The sequence below is a fragment of the Flavobacterium sp. genome (assembly GCF_036782315.1).
Classification (GTDB): domain Bacteria; phylum Bacteroidota; class Bacteroidia; order Flavobacteriales; family Flavobacteriaceae; genus Flavobacterium.
Map to the genome: position 1 here is coordinate 139357 of NZ_DAIPZK010000005.1, position 16588 is coordinate 155944.

Here is a 16588-nt window from a genome sequence, read left to right on the forward strand (position 1 = left end):
ACTAATTTTATTAAATTTATTTTGAATTTTTCAAGTTTTGAAATTGATTAAACCTCTAGAGATGAGATGTCTCTAGAGGTTTTTTTATTTAAAAAGAACCACTTAATGAAAATGTTATTTCAATTTCAAGAGTTTGATCATCATCTAATACAACAGTTTGCTGTTTAGAACCTACCATTACTATATAATTATTGTTTGTGTATTCATCATCCTTATCAATAATTAATTCATAAGTGCCAGCAGGTAAATTGTTTATTTCCCAGTCGCCATTCATATCATTAAAAGTTCTATCTTGGATTGACCCATCTAATCTATTCAATTGAATTTTTGACATAATGATAGTATCACAATTAATTTTACCAACAATGCGAGCAGTTTTAGAATTTCCACCCCCAATTTGAGCATTATTAAAAATTATTTGAGAAGATTGTGGTACTTCGTCAGGGTTTTCAAAATCAGATAAGTCATCATTAAACGGTAAAGCTTTAGTTACATTCAATCCAATGCTTTGTGCTTGTAAAATTGTCATTGAAGTTGGTATTCTTGTTGGCCAAGCTTTGCCTACTTTTTCTCCTTCAGGTTTTTGAAGTTCATCAACAATAGATAAGAATAATTCATCCCCAATTACTGGCACTTCACCACCGTTCCAAATTTGACCTGTTTGCATGTAATATTGTACAGCTTCTTCAAACCCTGGTCTAACCGTTACAATTGCTTTTGCCATACCACTTTGCATAAACGCTTTGAATATGTGATCGTGCGTTTGATCGAATTGGTACATTTCAATCCAATTTTTACTATTACCCCAATAGAAAGGATAGAAGTAATAACTCATGATATCCCATTCAAAAGCTTGTTCAATAAATTTCACAAAAGCTGCATAATCATCTAAATCTGTGCTTTGATTAATCATTATGTTATCAAAACTATTATTTAAACTAGGATTAATTTTTTTATAGAAATTTTTCCCAAATGTGCGTTTTGCAATAGGATTACTTGAAATTAGGTAAGAAATACAATTTTTTCTCAACAATGTGTTTTCTATTTCTCTGTAAAATCCAGGATTTGTTTCTAATATTTGTATCCCATTTGTTTGTTCTGTTGATAATGTTTCCTTGTATTTTTCTAAAGCTTCTTCGTAGGCATTAATAATAGCGTTGAATGTTTGTTGTTGCCATTTATTTTTTAAAGAATTATCTAATTCAAATTTTAAATCAAAATGTACTAATCCTGCATCTGCTTTTCTGAAGAATGCAGAAACAGGTACTTTTCCAACATAAAGTTTATTAGAAACAGATTCTTCCCACGTTCCAATAATAGCATTTGTATAACTTGTTGCACCTGAAACACTAAAACCAGCATTGCCCTCACTACTTCCACCTCGATGAAGTGTTTTAACTTTATAATATGTAAGGTGATAACCTTCAGGAATCTCTATATTATTATCTGTTCCTTCGTTACCCATGTTGATGCTTTTACCTGCCCAAATTGTTTGGGGATGAGCTGTTTCAAATTCAAAATTATACTTTGATGACCAGTATTTAATAGTAGCGTCAGTTATTTTTGAATAATTATCAATTTTATTAATTTTAGATGTTCTAGGATCCTCTGGTTCAACAAGAAATGATATTTTTTCGTCAGTATTTTGTGATTTCATTCCAAGTTTATGCAAGCAAGCTGGTTCAGGTATCATGAATTCAAACATTAATCGCTTACCATAATTTATAATTTGGTTTTTCATTACTTTATCGACCCAACGATATACACCAACAACATGTTTATCACCTTTTCTATTGTCAAATCCATGAGAATTATTTTCTTCGAATTCTTCTAAAATTTTTTCGATTCGTTCTTCTTTGACTTTTTTAACAATTCTGTCCAAAGCTCGTTCTGTAATTTCTTTTGCGCTAGTAACAGCTTGTCGAGTACTTTGTTCGTTTGAATTGTGTGTTGCAAAATTAGCATTGGTAGAGATACTAAAACTAGATCCGTTATATGATGCATTAAATCCAGCACTAAAATCTTTACTATTCGCAATTACTTTCGCTACTTCACTTTGCATCTCAAATCTGTCAACGGATGAAGTGTCTGTTAATTGCTCACGTTCTGTTTCAGATGAAGTTGTTTCTGTGATTTCACTTCTTCTCAATCTTCTAGTAGATTTTTCTTTGAACTCACGAGCCATGACATTTTCAATATGAGCTACTTCACCTTCAATGTAACCATGTATACTTTGTTCTACTTTATTATAGTCAGCTATTCCAATTTGTTTTACTCCAAAACCAGTAGGAATAAAAGTGTTTTCAGGAGCTACAGTTGAATTATTTTCTTCATCTATAATATCAGAGATTTCATTTAAAAATAATAAATGGTTTTTGTAAGTACTATCAAGAGCAAAATCTGGAATTAAAATTGATGCAACTGCTCCATTAGATAATTGGATTGTAACTGATAATTCTTTTAGATTTGATGTAATTCCATCCATATTTAAGTCAACCATTGTATCATAACCAGTATAATGGTCTACAATTGTTGAACTATTTTCTACTATTGAGTTATCAAGTTTTGTCATTCTGTATTGTATGGCTGAAATCCTAGAGTTAACGTCAGGAATTCCAACCATTAGTTGAAGTGTTCGGGATGTAACGTTAAAGACACTTCTTCTTCTAGTTTTAATTTCATATTGAAATGGTTCGAGAGGAATAGAAGTGTTTGGAATCGTTATAGTGCTACCACCAATTACTACAGTAGTATTTCCATTGTCAATATTATTGTCGCTAATTATTAGATTTTCGGCATCAATTAGCTGGTTAATTCCATCGTAAATAGAATTAAAAGAGTTATAAGTTATTGGACTAATATTTGCTAGTTTACTAGAATCATTAAATTTTGATATTTCTGAACTTTCTTGATATATATTTATGTTTTGAAATACCTCATAACTTTCTAAAGTAAGTTGTTCACTAATGAAATTTGAATCTAGTTCTTCCATAAAAGAAAATTCAAATTCTGGAATTTTTGGATAGGGAACAACAGGAGCTTGTTGACAAGGATCAGAAGGGTCATAAGGTAATGTGCTTGATGTAGGATTTATTGAACACCAATCGCTCAATGCTGCTTTTACATCATCATTATATTTGTCAATTAAAGGTTTAATTTCATCTTCATAATCTAAATAGTCTTTTTTGTATTGATTTTGATATTCTTTACGATATTTTTGTTCAGCTATTACTAATTCATTTTTTAATTTAGTTAATAAATTAATATTTTCTTTTGCTATGGCTTGTTTTTCCAATTTGTTTAAAATTGGATTTGCAAAAATCATTTGAGGATTTAAATCAACTGTTTTATTGATTTCCGCACTTATCTTTGTGCCGTTATCTGTGAAAAGTTTTTTTGACAAAACTACTTTTGCTAAAGCTCTTTCCTTAAATGTACCAAGATTCGATTCGCAAACATGATGTGCAAGTAATATTTGCATCAATGTTTCTTTAATATAAAAATCTTTTTGTGTAATTACTTGATAGATTAAATTTTCCCAAATTGTACCTAAATTAATTGAGGAATCAGTTATCAAATTAGCTTGAGTTTCTATTTCAGAATTAGTAGCCTGTCTTTTGTTTTTAGCTAACCAAACAGAAAAGAAATATAAGTCACTGTTAAGATCTTTTAATTCATCAATTTTTATAGCATCATCTTCAAAATCAGCTGCGGCTGCTAATAAAACATCTCTTTTTGTATTTCCAGGGGAGATGTTATCAATTGCGTCAAAAAAATAACCTTCTTCTGGAGTTTGAGTTATAAAATTTGGTTTTATGTCGATTTCTGAACATAATTCAGGTGCTTTCATGTTAACAAATCGAAAGAGCGTGTTTTTGATTTCTGTGTCCATTTTTAAAATAAATTTAAAGTTATTAAATTCAAATATAAGTGGGCGAAATGCATTTTTCTATTCGTATTTATACTTCTTTTAATAAGTATAAATACTCTTTTTAAACTTGATATGGAAATCAATTTTAAAATTTTTTATAACGAATAATTACGTGTTTTCACGTATTGATAGTCAAACTTTAGTCTACTACTTTTATTTTTAAAATTATACTTATGGAAATAAAGCACGGTTTTACAAAACTTAAACCAATGGAGTTTGAAAATTGGATATCAACTATTCGAGTTGGGAGAACTATATTAAAAATTCAGCAGCATCATACCTATATACCTAACTATTCTCATTTTAATGGTACTAATCATTTTGAGCGTCAACTAGCTATGAAACAATATCATATTGTTCAGAATGGATGGCAAGACATTGGACAACATTTTACTATTTTTCCTGATGGGAGTATTTTAACTGGACGAAGTTTAGAAAAATCACCAGCTTGTATCACTAATCAAAATGCTCATTCCATTTGTATAGAAAATTTTGGAAATTTTGATAGTAATGGAGATAAAATGACTGATTCTCAAAAGGAAAGTATTTTAATTGTTACTGCAGCTTTATGTAAACGTTTCAATTTACCAGTTGATTCTAATTCAATAGTTTATCATCACTGGTTTCGATTGGATAATGGATTAAGGACAAATGGTGGTGTAAATACCAAATCATGTCCTGGAACGGCATTTTTTGGAGGTAATAAAGTTGTTGATTTTGAGCAAGAGTTTAAGCCATTGGTTATTGAACAGCTTAATGGTATACTGCCTAAAACTGATGTAGAATCTGTTTTGCGTTTTGTTTGTGTTACTGCTTCAAAATTGAATGTTCGTAGTATGCCAAATGCTACGGGCTCAATAGTTAAAGAACGTCCAAGTTTATCTATGGGAGCCATTTTAAGAGTTTATGAAATACAAGATGGCTGGTATAAAATTTCTTCCTCTCAATCGCATTGGATTTATGGAAAATACACTAAAGAAGTAAAAAGAGCAGAGGTAAAAACTTCTACTTTAAATGTTAGAACAGGACCAGATGTGAAATTTGAGAAACAATATAGTCTTCAAAAAGGTGAGATTGTTTTTGTTTTTGAAGAAAATAATGGTTGGTTTAAAATAGGTTTAGAAGATAAATGGGTTAGTGGAAAGTATTTAAAATTTTAGATAATTAGGATTATGAAGAATATCGGAATTTATATTTCAGGATTAGGTCAATCTTTTCATCAAGAAAACGTATTGAAATATGCTGAACGTTTTAAAAATGAATTATTATTTAATGAGCGAGGAACTTCTTATGAATTAAAAAGTGAAATTATTACTTATTCAGGGAAGAATACCTCTAAGGTTGTTAGAGTTGTTAGACAAGGGCAAGAAAGCGAGGAGGTTGTTTATACTTTTTATGAATTTGAATACCATGAATTATTGACAGAAAGATTCAATAAGCGTAATATTTTGTTGAAGAATTTATTACTTTTTTGGTTGGTTTTAAAAAAGTTACCACAACTTCTCAAGCGTGTTTTTGTTCATGATCACTATAATCGCCCATACTTAACATTTTATGCCTTTTCGATTTTGGTTTTAGTATCGTTAGCTGTTCTTTTTTTAATACCAGCTTCCATTGATATGGTAAATGATTTTCAAGTGGCTAAAAAAGCATTGGCTATTATAGAAAGTTCTACAGGTAATTTGCCTAATTATATAAAAGAGGCTTATAAATGGACGGTGCCTTTGACTACTTTTGTTTTACTTGTAATTCCGGAATCGAAGACAATTGTCACCTCAATTGCTACTGAATTTGCTTGTGCTGACCAATACTTAAATGATGGGATACAGAGTCAGTTGATTTCTGGTAATTTGGATTTGCTTGTTGAATATATTTCTGAAAATGAACCAGAGTCTAAAATTCATTTCCATTGTTATAGTTTTGGTTGTTTGATAGCTACCGATTATTTATTTCCTTTAGGTACTATGCCTTCTAAAAACGCGAAATTATTAACAGATGTTTTAATTACTATTGGTAATCCATACGAGTTTATTAATTCGTATTACAATAGCTATTTTAAGAATAGAAATTTAGTGATAGAACAGAAAATTAAATGGCTAAATGTTTATTCGATTTCTGATGCCTTATCTTCTAATTTTAGAAATGATTCTACAAGAGGTGAGGCATTGAATGGCATTCGAGATTCGTTATTAAAGCCAATTAATTTGAATTATGAAATCTCTCCAGACAAATCTCAACACTTTTTTAATTTTATTACAATGGATGGAATTCGAATGCATCGTTTGTATTGGGATACTGAGACTAATGGACAAAGTTGTCTTCGAATCCTTTTTGATAAAATGGTTGAATTAGAAATTATTAAGATTGATAGTTAAATATTCTCAAGTATTAAGATTTTGTATTTTGAATTAAGAAAGAAACAATGATAAATAAGCCTATTTATAATACTCATACACATATTTTTACCATAGACCATGTGCCTAATAAGTTTGGTAAACGATTGATGCCACTAGGTTTGCATCATATTATTACTATGCGTTTAGTAAAATGGTATTACAAGAATTTTACCTCTAGGGGCAATTATAATTATAAAGTTTTTAGGAATAGGTTAACGTTAATAAAGTACTTTATTAAAAATTTATTTAGAAAAACTATTGTTCTTCATCTTTTATTTGAAATATTATTTTTTATTTTAGGTTGGCTGTTTAAAGTTGTAATGCATTTTTTTAAATTAGAATTTGTATTTAGTAAATCTACCAGAGAAACATTTAAAAGATTTTTGACTTTGGGTCGCTATTCATTATATCACGATCAGTCTAAAATTTTTGATTTACTTTCTAAAAGTTATGATTACAATACTCGTTTTGTTGTATTGTCTATGGATATGGATTTTATGGAAGGAGGAAAGCCCGCTAAGCCTTATCTTGAGCAATTAGAAGAATTGCGATGTTTGAAGTTGCGAAAGCAAGAAAATTTGCTTCCCTTTTTATTTTTGGACCCGAGAAGAATAGCTGCTACTCGAAATGAAGTAAAGCATAAAAATTATGAAAATTATGCAAAGCATTTATTGCACTCACAACAGTTTGATGGAATAAAACTCTATCCTGCATTAGGCTATTATCCATTTGACAAGGATTTGATTGAAATGTATCTTTTTGCTCAAGAAAATGAAATCCCAATCATTACTCATTGTATTGAAGGAACTGTATTTTATAGAGGTAAGAAGAAGCAAGAATGGAATCAACATCCCATTTTAAAATACAATAAGAAAGATGGTATTTATGAACCTATTCCTCTGCCACAAAGAGAAGGGTTTGAGTATACAACCAATTTTACACATCCTTTGAATTATCATTGTCTATTAAATAAGGATTTGTTAAATATTTACTTAGGTAATTCAGCTTCTGAAGCTATAGATTTGAGTAAATTAAAAATTTGTTTGGCTCATTTTGGTGGTGAGGATGAATGGAAAAAATATTTGAATGATGGTTGGAATAACTACAATAAGAATATTACTCACGATAGTGTTGCAGATTATCATAAGAGAAAAAATACATTGAATCACGGTAATCCTAGAACTATTTGGTGGAATGCAAGTTGGTTGTCAGTCATCTATGATTTAATGATTGAATATGATAATGTTTACGCTGATATCAGCTTTATACTTCATGATGAAAGTTTATTTCCGTTACTAAAGTTTATACTTGAGGATGAAAAAGTAAAGCACAAAGTTTTATTTGGTTCTGATTATTATGTAGTGAGTCAGAAAGATACCGAGAAGGATTTGCACTTGAACTTGAGAGGTTATCTTGGAGAATCTTTGTTTGAGTTAATAGCTAATACTAATCCAAGAAAATTTTTGAGTACTAAGTTTAAGCAATATTAATTTTTAATATAGGTTATATAGTCTTTCAGGTGATAAAGTTCGATTAGTTGATTTGAATTTGTTTCTAGTTGTTTGATTTTAAACTTTTGGATATTATTGATTGCTAAATCTTCACCTAAAAGATGTTCTATAATTATGTAAAGTGATTGTTTTAGCTCTGTAATGTTTTTGTAAGCTAAGTAGTTTTTTATCCAAATAATGATTGTTATTTTTCTTTTTTTATGATTCCATTTAATCGGAGTGAAGTACATTTCACTAATTTTTAATTCCATTCCAAAAAATCGAAATGGATTGTCATTTCCAGATTCATATTTCTCAATATTTAATGTAGGTTTTAATAAAGCGGTGATTTTCCATCGTTCGATTTTTGGTGCCTGTCTTACTATTTCAAAAGCATTTTCATAGGCTTCTTTATTTCCATTTGCAGTAATAATTAGTTCGCCTTTGTTCTCTTTTGTTTTGATGATTATATCTAAGTTTTTATCGTAGTCGTGTAAAAGACTTGTAACTTTATTAAAATTAATTTGTACTTCTTCGTGAGTAATTTCAATTATGAAAAGGAATATGAAATTATTTTTTTGGAAGTGGTTCCAGAAGTTGGTTATTGTTTTCATGTGTTTTAAGTTGACGATTTCAAATTTTACCACCCCGTCCTTCGGACACCCCTCCAAAGGATGGGAATATTAACGTTTGTCTTGTGCTGATTTTTCGAATGCAATTAGATTTACCATTTGTCTTAGTCGACTTCTAACTCTGTTTCCGTAATGGGTTTCTATTTCTGAGGCTGATAGGTTAGTGGTGATGTGTGTTTTAAGTTTTTTTGAGATAAATAAATCGTATCTACTCAAAAGAATCTCAGCCATTACGTTACACTCGTTACCAAAGTATTTTAGATTGTTTTCTGTGCCTAAATCGTCAAAACAGTAGCTTCTTGGTCCAGATTGATCTAGATTACCATTACTATATTTATGGATTATTTGGTAACCATCTTGGATGAATTCAAAACTTATATCTCGACAAGGTTTTAAAAAGAATTTTTGTTCGGTAGGAGCGAGGTATTTAATCAAATTCATTAATGAGGTTTTACCGCAGCCGATTGGTCCGGTTAGTAATAAGCCTTTGTTGAGGTTTATTCCATGTTGAAAACAAGTTGGCTCGTCTTTTAGAAAATAAGCAATGAGTTTGAAGATAATTGGATAATCGGTTTCAAGAATTTTAAAATGATTGCCATATAGTTCGATGCCTTTTTGTTCGAGCAATGTTATGACTTCTGAATAGCAGTATTGGGATTTTAAATTTTCACTCATATTATTGTATTTTGTTCGCTAAAGCGAAGGTTTTGGAACACGGATGAAGTTGATTAAACGGATTTACATAGATTAGCCACCCCGCCCTTCAGGCACATCCCGAAAAAAAATCGGGACAAGCTCTCCAAAGTAGGGGAATTTTAAAGCGGTTCTGCATAGTTTTTATCGGTTGTGGTGTTTAGTTGTTTTGGTCTGTTTGGTTGTTCTGCGTTTGGGATGAATTTTGTTACGTTTAGCATCCAATTTTGTGCTGCTGCTTGCCAATCTAACATTGGTGTTTTTCCACCGACTAGCCAACCGACGCTTTTGAAGTAGTTGAAGAATTTTTGAGCTTCGAGTCCTGGGAAGTGGTTTTCATGGAAGTAGGTTTTGACTTCTTGAATTGTAGGTTCAAACTTTTCTTCTTTTTTTGCGGAACTTTTTTCTTCTTTTGGCATCTCGACTTCGCTCGATGTGACAATTTTATCAGATGAATTATTTATTTCTTCAAAATTTTTTGCTTGATCTTCTAAGTTTAAAACGTTTTTTTCGTTTAAAATGTTTGTATTGTTTATATAGTTTATAGAAGGTACTACTGCTTGTTCACTACCTGTTTCACTACTAGTACACGACTTGTTTACAACTAGTTCAGAAACAAGTTCAATAAGCGGTTCATTTTTTGGTTTTCTCTCATTTTTTGGTAGTGGTTTCAAATCTTCTGAAAAGTTGAATAAAATGACGTGACTTCCTTTGAACGGATTATATGATGGTTGGTAGTTTATATAGCCTAAACCATGTAAGTTTTTCAGACATTTGTGATAGGTAGCTTTTGAGCTTATTTTGCTTATTCGCATTACCTCATCGCGATTGATACTGATTGGATTTTTGAAACGATTACAGTTCCAGAATTGGAATAAGGCTATGTATAAGCTTACATGTGTAGGATTGAGTGTTCTATCTATGGCTACTTTTTCGAAGAAGCCGGTTAGGTGTTTGATGTAGTTCATGGTTTGTTGTTTCAGGTTTCAAGTTTAAAGTTGTGGTTTTTAAGCTGTGCTTAAAAGGGTGGTCTACTTTGTAAATTAAGTTTACCACATAGAAACATAGGTTTTCTTTTTAGGTGTTTTACTTTGCATAGGAATGATAGTTGCTTGAACTGCCTTCCAGTCTATCCTGCTTTCCATGGCACCTCGATTCCGATTAGTCGGAATGAGCTAGGCTCAGTGTGACAATTGCTTACTGTTTTTACTCCCGAATTCGTGAGAGATTTGCAGGTGCACACTTCACAGGTGCCGTTGCAGGTGTTTGTGTTTTCTTGCATATTACTTTTCTAACATTTTTACTATATCATCGTATTTGTAGTAGTTGATGCCACCGATTTTAGTGTAGGAAAGTGTTCCATTGATGCGGAGGTTTTGGAGTGTACCAGGGGAGATGTTCAAAAGTTTGCGGACCTCATTGGATTTGATCCACTGTTTGTTTTTTTGGGGATTGGATTGAATGATTTCTTTTATATCATTTAATAAAAGATTTCTGAATTCGTTTAAGTCTTCTAGGGTAATAATTTGCTCACGATACATTCTATTGTTGTTAGATGTGTTCGCGAACCTTTCGGTTTCTACTGCCATAACGTATGATTTATATTGTTATGGAGCAAAAGTGGCGTGTATGGTTGGTTTTATTTCACAACTGTTTCACAAGTTGTGATGAAAAAATAGAAAAATGTACCTAAAAAGAATTAGGACATTTCATTTATTTTTTGAACGAAGTATGTAGGAGAAATATCGGTTCTGTTTTTGAATGCTCTTGTAAAATTTTGTGTTGAGCCAAAGCCAACTTCCTCTGCTAGCGCTTTATTGGTGTAATTTCGATATTTATTTTCCGTTTTTAATAACTCAATTATATAATCAATTTTTAAATCGTTAATATAATCGATTGTCTTTTTACCTCTATGTTTTAAAATTATTTTTGAGGCGTATTTGGTATTGGTTTTTAGATAGGCAGCAATCTTACTTAAATTCATATCTTTTTCTAGATATTTTTTTGTTTTTTCAAATTTTTCAAGATTTTTTAGAGCTGATTCAATAATTTCAGGATTAATCTCTAAGTCATTATCCGTTGTTTTAGATACAAATGATTTTTCGTTACTATTAGCGCTCATTAACTCTTCAAATTTTTGCTTATAGTATTTACTTTTTCTTCTATGTTTACGAATACCAATAAAACTAACAACAATGAAAATTGTAGCAGTACCATATGCCATGCTATTTCTCCAAATCATTTTGTTTTCTATTTCCGCTTTGGCTTTAATTAACTTTTTAGCATCATATTCTTTGAAGATTTTTCTAGAAAGGTATTTGTAATTGTGGTTTAAGATACTATCTACTTCCAACAATCTATTTATATAAAGTAATTGTTTATTTGCATCGCCTTTATCGGAGTAATATTTTATTAAAAGTTCGTAGCTTTCTCTAACATCTGGACGTATGTATTTTTTTTCAAGAAAAGTTTTATCCACTTTTAACAAATAGGGGATTGCTTGATTCGTTTTATTGAGCATCCAATATGATTTAGCTATATAAAAGTTTGCTATGGTGATATTGTCAAAATCACTTTCTTTTGTTAGCAATGAGATTATTTTTGTTAGGTTATCAATACAAGAATTGTATTCCTTTTTATGGTATTTATTTATGGCTTCTGAATGTTCAAAATATTTTATCATTTGCGGAATTTCCCAATCATGACATAATTTTATACCTAATGAATTGTAGTAAGTAACTTTATTAAAATTGCTTATTTTCATATTGCAAAGACCAAGTGCATGAATTGTATTCAAGTAAGCTCTATCATTTTCTTCGATAAAAAATGCTTCCAATTCGTTGAAAATAATTATTGCTTCATCATAAAATCCAAGATAAAACTTAGTTTGTGCAATAGCATATTTTGCCTTACTTAAATCATATTGATTTTGCGATTTTTCTAAATAGCTTTCTGCTTTAATGTAGAAGTTTAATGCTTGCACTAATTCCTTATTCTCATAAAATACAATACCTTTATTTAAATAGGCATTTCCAATTGTGTTTAGATTTTTAGTTTTAAGAGCTATAGTTATTATAGAATCGGCATAAACTTTCTTTATTTTAATAGGCTCATTGATCATCAATTGGCGGTAAGCCTTTATTTGTTCTGCATGATTTTCTTCATTTTTAGCTTTTAAAAGCCATGCCTTTTTAAACTTGAGATTCTTTTCGTTTTCATTCACTTTTCTTAAGAAAAATTCATAATCGCTTTTACTTAAATGAATAAGAGTACTATCTAACACAGGTGTTGCTTGTAGTAAGGCATAGTTAGTTATTACACTTATAATAGCGATTAATTTCTTCATTTTAAATAGGTTGTATTGTTTAATCTGCTGGTGTTGTAGATTGGTAAATTTAGTAGGCTATTAATAGCAAATTTAGTTTAAAAAAATATAAAAACTAAACAATAGTTAAAGTTGGAATGAAAAATTTGATTTTGTGTGTTTGTTCAATTCAAGAATTGACATTGTTTAATTCGGGAATTGAAATTATGACGGTTTGTAGAGGCTGGTTTTGTGAGATAGTTTTGCCTCGAATTCAAAAGGATTTATTAGCTGTAAATCCAACCTAGTTCAGCTTACCCGGGCAAGATGAACTGATGAAAAAAAGTAATCAGTACAATCTTAAAAAAACAAAATCATGAAACCATTTTATTTATGCATTCTATCTTTATTTCTTTTATACTCTTGTGACGAAACCACAGATTTGGAATTTAAGTTTCAAACACCATCCAATTCATTATCAACCCATAGAATTGGTGAAGCTATGTATTTTGATTTACCAATAAATCAGAATAATCCCTATGATTATGTTGGGCAATTGCATTATGAACTTTATCAAGATTATTATGCTACAAAACCTGATAGCTTATTGTCTTTTGAGCAAGTTTTATATGATGTAGAGAGTATAGCTAATAAAAACTCAAATTTTACTTCACTTGCTGGGATAAATTATTCCTTTTCGAATGTAATAGCTTTGGAGCAACTTTTAGGTTGTAAGACATTGTGTTTGGATACTGTTTTGACACAATCTTCTTTATCGTTTATTGGTCAAGATAAAACAAAGGATTTCTTTGAAAATTTTAATGAGCTCTTTGAAAAGAATCTTGAGAGTGCACCTGTATTGGAATATATCATCCAATTTGAAAATGAAATTATTACATCAGCAACTTTATCATTATCAGATAAATCCATTATTTTGAGTGCCACATCAATTGCACGTTATAGTACATATGAGAGTAAGCGTAGACCAAAGAAGAATACTGACCCTGATTGGGATTCTTTGATAACAAGTCTTTATGGAGCCTTTTTAGGTGATGAAAATAGCGTAGGGGATAGAATAGTCGCTTCATTAGTTTGTGGTATTAAAACTAATGAATAATTAGATGGAAGCGGTTCTTCTAAGATAACAAATAATAGTCTATTGAAGTCTTTTATTTAGTTTTAGAAGAGCCGCTTATTATTTATCTAATTGTATTATTTTTTTGTTTAGGTTTTCTTGAATTGTTTTTAAGAAATTTGTTTTTTCAATCGTTTTACGATTTCTTATTTCTAAAAATATTCTATTGTGTTGTTTAATTTCTGTGTTAAAGAAAGTTTCTGCCACTTTCACAAGTTCATTTAGGCTTATTTCGCCATTGTTTATTACTCTCTCATTGTGTAGGGCATAAATGAGTTCTACTAAGGCTACTTTACTAGCTGTCCATTTTATGTTTTGATTTATAATATTATCCGCTTTGTTTTTTAAGGCTTTGTTGAGATTTGCTTTTAGATAAGAAATAATTTTTTCATTGGCTATAATTTTTGCCCATAAGTAATCATGAGAAGTTGAAAAGTTGTTGTCTGATTGAAAATAATAACTTTCAAGAGTAAGTTTAATATCGTACTTTCTTATAGTAAAATATTTTTTATCTAGATAATTGTTATTTGTTCTGTAGTACTTATATATTTCCGCATTTTTAGAAAAGAAGTTATATCTTTTTCTAATTTCTTTCTTGTAGAAGTTTTTTATTTGCTTTTTGTCTTCTCCTGTTGGTTTGTTGATTTCTATGGTATAGACGTCATTGTAGTAGATTAGTTTACTAGTAATTTTTGGTTTGATTTCTTTGAAGAATTCAATCTCTTCTTTTTTATCTGTTATTTGATAATTTTTGAAAAAAGATTTTAATTTTTCTAATGCTATAATGGTACAATTTATAGCTTGCTCAGAATATTTGACTGGGTCTTTTTCTACTTGTTTGATGTTTTCTACTTGTTCTTCTAATTCGGATATTAATTTACTTGAAAAATTTTTCATTTCAATTTTAGTTAGATTTGGTTGTTTCGCAAATCTATGTTTGATAATTCATTAAATGAAGTTGTTTTGTGTGTAATTCCCGAATTGAATACTAAAATTCCCGAATTATATTGTTGTTTTATTTGATGCTTTATTATTGAAATTTAAGCATTTAGCTTAATTGACTATTTAATTATTTGTTACACCCCAAAAAATATTTTTATTTATACATTTGATAGCGTTCAGGAGACTATTTTCTATTTTACGAATTTAAAATTTGGACTACTTCTTTTTCTTATAGCGGTAATATCCGTTTTTATGTTCATAGATTTTTCCTCTTAGATAAGCTCCAACTATCACAAAGATTATTATAAAAGCTACTTCATACCATTTCATAATTCACTAATTTAGTTTACTAAATTAATACGTTTTTATAGGTAATTAAATACGTGTTTTTACTACTATTTGCTGTTTGTTATTAATTGGGTGTAATTCTATAAAATTTATATACAATATTAATTCTCGTTTCTACAGTTCTCGATACATTTTGCATTTGTAATGCCCTGGGCTTTACAAATGCAAAATACTCAAAGCGACGAAGCTGGAATTGTTTTAAAAAAATATAGTATAAAAATTATCCACAAAATTGTTGCTATTTAACATCTAATTTGTAACAAATGTTTAAATAAATACGTTAAATTAGCAATAGGAATATATTGTTTAGGTGTTATTACTTATTGCTACTATTTCAGTATATTTGTATTGTCAAAGAAGTTAAATTCAAACTGTGTATTATGTCAAAAATAGTTTTTAGAAAAGATGTATCTCAAACCAAAGCTTTAGTTAAAGCGGCACGAGTTTCAGCTAAAAGAGCTTTTAGTGGTTCAAAGGCATTGGGTTTGTCTGTTTCCTATATTAAAGATGGTATAGTATATGAAGAAGATGCAGATGGTAAGACTATTGTTAAAAACCATATTGAGGCTTCAGTTGACACACCGTTTAAAATAGAGAAAGGTTTAGTTTTACATGCCAAGTAATAAAAAAATACGCATTTTTGCAGGACCAAATGGGTCTGGTAAAAGTACACTTTTTCATGAGTTCTCTAAAAATTACAATACTGGTTTCTTTATTAATGCTGATATTTTAGAAAAAAGATTAGCAGAATCAGGTTTAATTGATTTGAAAGAGATTGGCTTAGACGCTACCCAAGATGATTTAGATGCTTTTATGATTTTAGATTCTTCTAAAACATTATTTAATAAAGCTGCTGAAGAAGGTCATGTTATCGATGTTTTTGTTAAAGAAAATTTCATAGTGGATGCTTCCAAAGAAACACAAAGTTATGAAGGTGCTTTCATTGCGTCTTTTATTAGGCATCTTTTAATTACACAAAATAAGTCGTTCAGTTTTGAGACTGTAATGAGTCATACTTCAAAAATTGACGAAATTAAGCACGTTGTTTCTTTAGGCTACCATGCTTATTTGTATTTTGTTTGTATAGATAGTCCAGAGGTAAATGTATCCCGAGTAAATAATCGTGTTGAAAAAGGGGGACATGAAGTCGCTGAAGATAAAATTATAGATCGTTACTACAGAACTCTTGAGAACTTACATTTAGCACTTCCACATTGTTATCGTGCTTATCTTTTTGATAATTCAGGTAAAGAACAATTATTGATTGCAGAGGTTTATAAAGGGAGTATGGAGTTAAAAACAGATAAATTGCCTAATTGGTTTATTAAGTTTGTTTTACCTTATTATACGAGATAATATTAATTTAATTCCCAACATTAGAAGAAACACACATACATATCGAATAGTTGTGAATTGCTTTCAAAATTGTATTTTTACTTATAATTCCCAACAGTCCAGACAGAATCATTTCATTAGGAACTGTTGTGAATTGCTTTCAAAATTGTATTTTTACTTATAATTCCCAACATATAGCAAAGGCGCATTTATCGACATTCAGTTGTGAATTGCTTTCAAAATTGTATTTTTACTTATAATTCCCAACTGAATTAAAATTAACATTATTAGCAACCTAGTTGTGAATTGCTTTCAAAATTGTATTTTACTTATAATTCCCAACTTTCTTTTGAGAAAATATTGAATTTAATACGTTGTGAAT

Annotated in this window: 14 protein-coding genes; 7 read left to right on the plus strand and 7 right to left on the minus strand. The window is 29.8% G+C overall.

The window, feature by feature from the left end:
- Positions 1 to 88: 88 nt before the first annotated feature.
- Positions 89 to 3892: a hypothetical protein gene (locus tag V7P59_RS06490; RefSeq protein ID WP_333809343.1), complete on the minus strand. Its 3804-nt coding sequence runs from the start codon at positions 3890 to 3892 to the stop codon at positions 89 to 91.
- A gap of 212 nt (positions 3893 to 4104) precedes the next feature.
- On the opposite strand from V7P59_RS06490, the gene V7P59_RS06495 reads away from it, so the two are divergent.
- Genes V7P59_RS06495 through V7P59_RS06505 form a run of 3 tightly spaced genes read left to right on the plus strand, consistent with a single transcriptional unit; the run spans position 4105 to position 7817 of the window.
- A complete protein-coding gene (locus V7P59_RS06495; RefSeq protein ID WP_333809344.1) occupies positions 4105 to 5091 on the plus strand; it encodes an SH3 domain-containing protein in 987 nt (328 codons plus the stop codon).
- A gap of 12 nt (positions 5092 to 5103) precedes the next feature.
- On the plus strand, positions 5104 to 6306 hold the full coding sequence (locus V7P59_RS06500) for a hypothetical protein (protein ID WP_333809345.1): 1203 nt from the start codon (positions 5104 to 5106) through the stop codon (positions 6304 to 6306).
- Between the two features lie 47 nt (positions 6307 to 6353).
- Positions 6354 to 7817: a hypothetical protein gene (locus V7P59_RS06505; protein WP_333809346.1), complete on the plus strand. Its 1464-nt coding sequence runs from the start codon at positions 6354 to 6356 to the stop codon at positions 7815 to 7817.
- Here the strand turns inward: V7P59_RS06505 and V7P59_RS06510 are convergent.
- The 5 genes from V7P59_RS06510 to V7P59_RS06530 form a co-directional block, all read right to left on the minus strand.
- Entirely contained in the window at positions 7814 to 8431 is a 618-nt protein-coding gene (locus V7P59_RS06510; protein ID WP_333809347.1) for a hypothetical protein, read from the minus strand. The two genes, V7P59_RS06505 and V7P59_RS06510, sit on opposite strands and share 4 nt — an antisense overlap.
- Positions 8432 to 8500: 69 nt before the next feature.
- Positions 8501 to 9124, minus strand: a complete 624-nt coding sequence (locus V7P59_RS06515) for an ATPase (RefSeq protein ID WP_333809349.1) — start codon at positions 9122 to 9124, stop codon at positions 8501 to 8503.
- A gap of 140 nt (positions 9125 to 9264) precedes the next feature.
- Positions 9265 to 10110 (minus strand): transcriptional regulator, encoded by an 846-nt coding sequence (locus V7P59_RS06520; protein ID WP_333809350.1) that lies wholly within the window; start codon positions 10108 to 10110, stop codon positions 9265 to 9267.
- A gap of 315 nt (positions 10111 to 10425) precedes the next feature.
- Positions 10426 to 10731 carry a helix-turn-helix domain-containing protein gene (locus tag V7P59_RS06525; RefSeq protein WP_333809351.1) on the minus strand — a complete coding sequence of 102 codons (306 nt, stop codon included), beginning with the start codon at positions 10729 to 10731 and terminating at the stop codon, positions 10426 to 10428.
- A gap of 110 nt (positions 10732 to 10841) precedes the next feature.
- On the minus strand, positions 10842 to 12488 hold the full coding sequence (locus V7P59_RS06530; protein ID WP_333809352.1) for a helix-turn-helix domain-containing protein: 1647 nt from the start codon (positions 12486 to 12488) through the stop codon (positions 10842 to 10844).
- A 116-nt stretch (positions 12489 to 12604) separates the two neighbouring features.
- On the opposite strand from V7P59_RS06530, the gene V7P59_RS06535 reads away from it, so the two are divergent.
- Together V7P59_RS06535 and V7P59_RS06540 are read left to right on the plus strand one after the other, a co-directional pair.
- Positions 12605 to 12754 carry a hypothetical protein gene (locus tag V7P59_RS06535; RefSeq protein WP_333809353.1) on the plus strand — a complete coding sequence of 50 codons (150 nt, stop codon included), beginning with the start codon at positions 12605 to 12607 and terminating at the stop codon, positions 12752 to 12754.
- A gap of 68 nt (positions 12755 to 12822) precedes the next feature.
- Positions 12823 to 13563 carry a hypothetical protein gene (locus tag V7P59_RS06540; protein ID WP_333809354.1) on the plus strand — a complete coding sequence of 247 codons (741 nt, stop codon included), beginning with the start codon at positions 12823 to 12825 and terminating at the stop codon, positions 13561 to 13563.
- A gap of 78 nt (positions 13564 to 13641) precedes the next feature.
- Here V7P59_RS06540 and V7P59_RS06545 read toward each other — a convergent pair whose 3' ends face one another.
- A complete protein-coding gene (locus V7P59_RS06545; RefSeq protein WP_333809355.1) occupies positions 13642 to 14478 on the minus strand; it encodes an RteC domain-containing protein in 837 nt (278 codons plus the stop codon).
- 773 nt (positions 14479 to 15251) lie between these two features.
- Here V7P59_RS06545 and V7P59_RS06550 point away from each other — a divergent pair.
- Positions 15252 to 15494 carry a hypothetical protein gene (locus V7P59_RS06550; protein ID WP_333809356.1) on the plus strand — a complete coding sequence of 81 codons (243 nt, stop codon included), beginning with the start codon at positions 15252 to 15254 and terminating at the stop codon, positions 15492 to 15494.
- The gene (locus V7P59_RS06555; RefSeq protein WP_333809357.1) at positions 15484 to 16227 is read left to right on the plus strand and encodes a hypothetical protein; all 744 of its coding nucleotides are present in this window, start codon (positions 15484 to 15486) and stop codon (positions 16225 to 16227) included. The genes V7P59_RS06550 and V7P59_RS06555 overlap by 11 nt, the downstream gene beginning before the upstream one ends.
- Positions 16228 to 16588 lie beyond the last annotated feature (361 nt).

Excerpts from the sequence above, each read along its gene's own strand:
- V7P59_RS06490 (WP_333809343.1), bottom strand. The coding sequence starts at position 3,892 with ATGGACACAGAAATCAAAAACACGCTCTTTCGATTTGTTAACATGAAA.
- V7P59_RS06495 (WP_333809344.1), top strand. The coding sequence starts at position 4,105 with ATGGAAATAAAGCACGGTTTTACAAAACTTAAACCAATGGAGTTTGAA.
- V7P59_RS06500 (WP_333809345.1), top strand. The coding sequence starts at position 5,104 with ATGAAGAATATCGGAATTTATATTTCAGGATTAGGTCAATCTTTTCAT.
- V7P59_RS06505 (WP_333809346.1), top strand. The coding sequence starts at position 6,354 with ATGATAAATAAGCCTATTTATAATACTCATACACATATTTTTACCATA.
- V7P59_RS06510 (WP_333809347.1), bottom strand. The coding sequence starts at position 8,431 with ATGAAAACAATAACCAACTTCTGGAACCACTTCCAAAAAAATAATTTC.
- V7P59_RS06515 (WP_333809349.1), bottom strand. The coding sequence starts at position 9,124 with ATGAGTGAAAATTTAAAATCCCAATACTGCTATTCAGAAGTCATAACA.
- V7P59_RS06520 (WP_333809350.1), bottom strand. The coding sequence starts at position 10,110 with ATGAACTACATCAAACACCTAACCGGCTTCTTCGAAAAAGTAGCCATA.
- V7P59_RS06525 (WP_333809351.1), bottom strand. The coding sequence starts at position 10,731 with ATGGCAGTAGAAACCGAAAGGTTCGCGAACACATCTAACAACAATAGA.
- V7P59_RS06530 (WP_333809352.1), bottom strand. The coding sequence starts at position 12,488 with ATGAAGAAATTAATCGCTATTATAAGTGTAATAACTAACTATGCCTTA.
- V7P59_RS06535 (WP_333809353.1), top strand. The coding sequence starts at position 12,605 with ATGAAAAATTTGATTTTGTGTGTTTGTTCAATTCAAGAATTGACATTG.
- V7P59_RS06540 (WP_333809354.1), top strand. The coding sequence starts at position 12,823 with ATGAAACCATTTTATTTATGCATTCTATCTTTATTTCTTTTATACTCT.
- V7P59_RS06545 (WP_333809355.1), bottom strand. The coding sequence starts at position 14,478 with ATGAAAAATTTTTCAAGTAAATTAATATCCGAATTAGAAGAACAAGTA.
- V7P59_RS06550 (WP_333809356.1), top strand. The coding sequence starts at position 15,252 with ATGTCAAAAATAGTTTTTAGAAAAGATGTATCTCAAACCAAAGCTTTA.
- V7P59_RS06555 (WP_333809357.1), top strand. The coding sequence starts at position 15,484 with ATGCCAAGTAATAAAAAAATACGCATTTTTGCAGGACCAAATGGGTCT.